General features: G+C 69.1%; 7 protein-coding genes. 2 read left to right on the top strand and 5 right to left on the bottom strand.

All coding sequences use genetic code 11. From position 1 onward, the window contains the following. On the top strand, positions 1-135 hold a 135-nt coding region (locus ACIKT0_RS13440), incomplete at its 5' end, for a methylated-DNA--[protein]-cysteine S-methyltransferase (protein WP_407105836.1). A gap of 7 nt (positions 136-142) precedes the next feature. On the opposite strand, the gene ACIKT0_RS13445 is transcribed toward ACIKT0_RS13440, so the two are convergent. Continuing rightward, complete coding sequence (locus ACIKT0_RS13445) at positions 143-319, bottom strand: hypothetical protein (protein ID WP_407105829.1); 177 nt, start codon at positions 317-319, stop codon at positions 143-145. A 99-nt stretch (positions 320-418) separates the two neighbouring features. Here ACIKT0_RS13445 and ACIKT0_RS13450 point away from each other — a divergent pair, with 99 nt between their 5' ends. Then, positions 419-1,285, top strand: coding sequence for a tetratricopeptide repeat protein (locus ACIKT0_RS13450; RefSeq protein ID WP_407105830.1), 867 nt, complete (start codon positions 419-421; stop codon positions 1,283-1,285). A 6-nt stretch (positions 1,286-1,291) separates the two neighbouring features. On the opposite strand, the gene ACIKT0_RS13455 is transcribed toward ACIKT0_RS13450, so the two are convergent. The 4 genes from ACIKT0_RS13455 to ACIKT0_RS13470 all read right to left on the bottom strand — a co-directional run. Next, the gene (locus ACIKT0_RS13455; protein WP_407105831.1) at positions 1,292-2,053 is read right to left on the bottom strand and encodes an ABC transporter permease; all 762 of its coding nucleotides are present in this window, start codon (positions 2,051-2,053) and stop codon (positions 1,292-1,294) included. Continuing rightward, on the bottom strand, positions 2,050-2,973 hold the full coding sequence (locus ACIKT0_RS13460; protein ID WP_407105832.1) for an ABC transporter ATP-binding protein: 924 nt from the start codon (positions 2,971-2,973) through the stop codon (positions 2,050-2,052). The genes ACIKT0_RS13455 and ACIKT0_RS13460 overlap by 4 nt, the downstream gene beginning before the upstream one ends. Positions 2,974-3,055: 82 nt before the next feature. Next, positions 3,056-3,277 (bottom strand): hypothetical protein, encoded by a 222-nt coding sequence (locus tag ACIKT0_RS13465; protein ID WP_407105833.1) that lies wholly within the window; start codon positions 3,275-3,277, stop codon positions 3,056-3,058. 117 nt (positions 3,278-3,394) lie between these two features. After that, positions 3,395-4,533, bottom strand: a 1,139-nt coding sequence (locus ACIKT0_RS13470) for a malonyl-CoA decarboxylase (RefSeq protein ID WP_407105834.1), incomplete at its 5' end; no start/stop codon positions are given.

Here is a 4,533-nt window from a genome sequence, read left to right on the forward strand (position 1 = left end):
GCCGGCGCCTGCGCGGCGAACGCGCTCGCGGTCGCCATCCCGTGCCACCGCGTCCTGCGCAGCGACGGCGGGCTCTCGGGCTATCGTTGGGGGACGGACAGGAAGCGCGCGCTGCTCGACCGGGAGCGCGGCTGAGGCTCGCTCAGCGATTGAGGTAGAACAGCACCAGCATCGAGTACACCAGTCCGGCGCCGCCGAAGAACCAGCCGATATGGATCTGCGGCGTGGTGGTGGACAGGAGGAAGGCGACCGAGAACAGGACCGCCATCAGGGCAAGCGCCGCCAGCAGCTCGAGCGCGTTTCGGATCATTGGCGGCATTGTGAGCACCCCGGAAAGCCGCGGGCGAGAATGGCGCCAGCGAGCGGCCTTGGCCATATCCGGAACGGGCTGGCGACGGCGGCCCCGCGTCGCGGTAGCATGGACTCGACCGTTTTCCCGGGAGCGTTCGTGATCCGGATCCTGATCCTCGTCTTGCTGATCGTCGCCGCCCTCGGCCTGACGGATTCGCGTCAGCGGATCGGCCGGGCCTTGTTCGACGCCGGTCTGCAGCGTGTCGGGGCGTTCTTGCTGGGCGGGGCCGCATGGAACGGCGCGGCGCTCTACGAGCGCGGGTATTACGCCGAAGCCGCCGAGGCCTTCCGTCAGGCCGACTTCGCGGGGCAGGCCTACGACCTGGGGACGGCGCTGGCGCGCGCCGGCCGGCTGAAGGAGGCGGTCGAAGCCTTCGACGAGGCGCTGAGCCGCGATCCGAACGACGAGGACGCCCGCTACAACCTCGCCCTGGTCGAGTCGCTGATCCGCGTCAGGCGCGGCGACGGACCTGACGCGCAGAATGGCGCGCAGGCCGCGGCGACCGAGAACAAGCGCGGCGGCGACGCGCCGCCGGACGCCGAGAACGACGTCGAGTCCGAAGGTCAGGGGGCGGCCGGCGATCGTGACTCCGGCAAGCAGGCCGAGGGAGCCGGATCGAGCAAGGCCTTCCGGGTCAGTCGCGGCGATCAGGGGAGCGCCTCCTCCCAGGCCGGCAAGGCGACCGGCTCGATCGGCGCGGCGCAGGGGGCCGGGCGCACCGGCGATGCGTCCATGAACGTCGCGCGCCAGACGTCAGATCAGCCGGCGCTCCACAGCGACAGCATCATGTACAAGACCGTCTACGCGTCGCGGCAGTGGCTCGAGACGCTGCCGGACGATCCCGGCGTCTACATCCGCCGGCGCTTCGAGCAGGAGCGCGAAGCCCGCCGCGAGCAGGGGCGCGCCGCGCCGGAGATGACCGACCCCTGGTGAGGCCGGTCAGGCCTTCAGGCGGTAGCCCGTCTTGAAGATCCAGCGCACCGCGAGCAGGCAGGCGAGCAGGAACAGCAGCGTCATGCCCAGGCTGATCCCGACCCCGAGGTCGGAGCGGCCATAGAAGCTCCAGCGGAAGCCGCTCACCAGATAGACGACCGGGTTGAACAGCGTCACGCCGCGCCAGAACGGCGGCAGCATGTCGATCGAGTAGAAGCTCCCGCCCAGGAAGGTGAGCGGCGTCACGATCAGCAGCGGCACCAGCTGCAGCTTCTCGAAGCCGTCCGCCCAGATGCCGATGATGAAGCCGAACAGGCTGAACGTCACCGCCGTCAGGACGAGGAACGACATCATCCAGATCGGGTGCTGGATCTGCAGCGGCACGAACAGCGCGGCGGTCGCCAGGATGATCAGGCCGAGCAGGATCGATTTGCTGGCCGCCGCCCCGACATAGGCGATCACGATCTCCACGTAGGAGACCGGCGCCGACAGCACTTCGTAGATCGTGCCCGAGAAGCGCGGGAAATAGATGCCGAAGGCCGCGTTCGAGATGCTCTGCGTCAGCAGCGAGAGCATGATCAGGCCCGGCACGATGTAGGCCCCGTACGGGACCCCGTCGATCTCCTGGATGCGCGAGCCGATCGCCGCGCCGAACACCACGAAATAGAGCGAGGTCGACAGCACCGGCGACACGATGCTCTGCAGCAGCGTGCGCCAGGCGCGGGCCATCTCGAACAGGTAGATCGCCTGGATGGCGCGGAAATTCATCGGCGGGCCCTCACCAGGTCCACGAAGATCTCTTCGAGCGAGCTCTGCCGCGTCTGCAGGTCCCTGAAGCGGATGCCGGCTGCGGCGAGATCGGTCAGCAGGCCCGTGATGCCGGTGCGCTCGGCCTTGGTGTCGTAGGTGTAGACCAGCGAGCAGCCGTCGTCGGCGAGTTCGAGATTGTGCCCCGCAAGCTGCGGCGGAACGCGCGGCAGGGCCTCGGGAAGGTTGAGGATCAGCTGCTTGCGGCCGAGCTTCGACATCAGCGCGGCCTTGTCCTCGGTCAGGATGATCTCGCCATTGCTGATGACGCCGACGCGGTCGGCCATCTCCTCGGCTTCCTCGATGTAATGGGTCGTCAGGATGATCGTGACGCCGGTCTCGCGCAGCGCCCGGACGAGCTCCCACATGTCGCGCCTCAGCTCGACGTCGACGCCGGCGGTCGGCTCGTCGAGGAACAGCACCCGCGGCTCATGCGCCAGCGCCTTGGCGATCAGCACGCGCCGCTTCATGCCGCCCGACAGCGTCAGGATCTTCGAATCGCGCTTTTCCCAGAGCGACAGGTCGCGCAGGATCTTCTCGACATAGGCCGGGTTCTTGGGCTTGCCGAACAGGCCGCGGCTGAAATTGACGGTCGCCCAGACGGTCTCGAAATGATCCGTCGTGAGCTCCTGGGGAACCAGGCCGATGGCCGACCGGGCAGCACGGAAGTCCGAGACGATGTTGCGTCCCTCGACCTCGACCGTGCCCGAGCTGGCGTTGACGATGCCGCAGACGATGCTGATCAGCGTCGTCTTGCCCGCCCCGTTCGGACCGAGCAGCGCGAAGATCTCGCCGCGCTCGATCTCGAGGTTGACGCTCTTCAGCGCCTCGAAGCCCGAGGCGTAGGTCTTGGAGAGATTGGAGATCGAAATGACCGGCATGGCGGCGCAGATAGACGCGCGGCGCCGCTTCGTCCATGGCGCCGCGCGCGGATGACCGTTTGCGCCGGCGCATTGCCGGCGTTCAGGCCTCGTCGTCCTCGTCCGGGCGCAGCAGCTCGGCGAGCGCGGCCACCCGCGGAGCGGGCAGGGGGCGGCCCTCGTTCAGCAGCGCTTCGTCCGCATTGAGCCAGGCCCAGGCTTCAGCAAGTTCCTCCGGCGTCGCCCCGGTCGCGACGATCTCCGCGACCAGAACGTCGTCCGCAGGGCCGATCACGCCGATCACGTCCTCACGCGTCATGGTCATTGGCGCCTCCTTGCTCAGGCGCGGCGGAGCGCGTGCGCTTCGCTCATGCGCCGCACGCCGCGCTTCACCGATCTGGGCGCCGTCGGAGGCGGCTGCAACCGTCCGACGGAGCGGCGATCATCTGGCGGGAAGCGCAGCCGGCTTGGCCTCCGGGCTCCGCTGACGGCGGGCGAGCCGACGCACGGAAGAGGAGGTCGCGACCTCGCCGCGGTCGAAGAACGCCTCGTGGTTGGCCTCGATCTCCTCCAGCTCGTAGAGGTAGTTGACCATCATGCCGTGAGCCTGCCGCATCGCCCGCGGCGACCGGTCCCCGAGGAAGTTGACGCGCTCGAGCCGCGCCCCGTTGCCGAGGTGGAAGCGCGCGACAGGGTCGATCACGCCGCCGCGGCTGTTGCGGGCGTTCACCAGATACCAGGCGCAGGCGCGGGTCATGACCGGCCGCAGCCTCTCGGTCGCCTCCGGATCGTCCATCCACCCGCGGTCGTCGAGAACCGCGAGCAGGGCGCGATCGTCGAGGCCGAGCGCGTCCGACTCCGGATCCTCGCGCTCGCGCGCGAGCCAGGCGGCGAAGCCCGGGACCGGGGACAGCGTCACGAAGGTGGCGAGCTCCGGCAGATCGCGCCGCAGGTCCTGCACGACCTGCTTGATCAGGAAGTTGCCGAACGAGACGCCGCGCAGCCCCTCCTGGCAGTTGGAGATCGAATAGAACACCGCCGCGCTCGCCTGCTCGGCGGCGATCGGGGCGCGCTCCGGGGCCAGCACTTCCGCCACGCTTGCGGGCATGTCGGTCGTCAGCGCCACCTCGACGAAGATCAGGGGCTCGTCGACCAGCCGCGGATGGAAGAAGGCGAAACAGCGCCGGTCCGGCGGCTCAAGCCGCCGCCGCAGCTCCTCCCAGTCGCGGATCTCGTGCACGGCCTCGTAGCGGATGATCTTCTCAAGCACGCTCGCCGGCGACGCCCAGTCGATCGGCCGCAGCACCAGGAAGCCGCGGTTGAACCAAGAGCCGAACAGATGGGCGAAATCGTCGTCCACGACCGCAAGCCCGGGATCGCCGGCCTTCAGGGCGAGCAGCGCCTCACGCATCCGCACCAGGGCGGCCATGCCGTCGGGCGGGGAGTTGAGCCGGCGGATCAGCTCCTGGCGGCGCGGCTCCGAGGCCTCGTGCAGGCGCTGGGCGGCCTCCCCATCGCCTTGTTTTCGCGGTTCCCGACTGCATGGCGTTGCGGGCGGGCTTGTAGATGCGCGCGGACATG

Source organism: Hansschlegelia beijingensis, from assembly GCF_045505405.1.
GTDB lineage: Bacteria > Pseudomonadota > Alphaproteobacteria > Rhizobiales > Methylopilaceae > Methylopila > Methylopila beijingensis_A.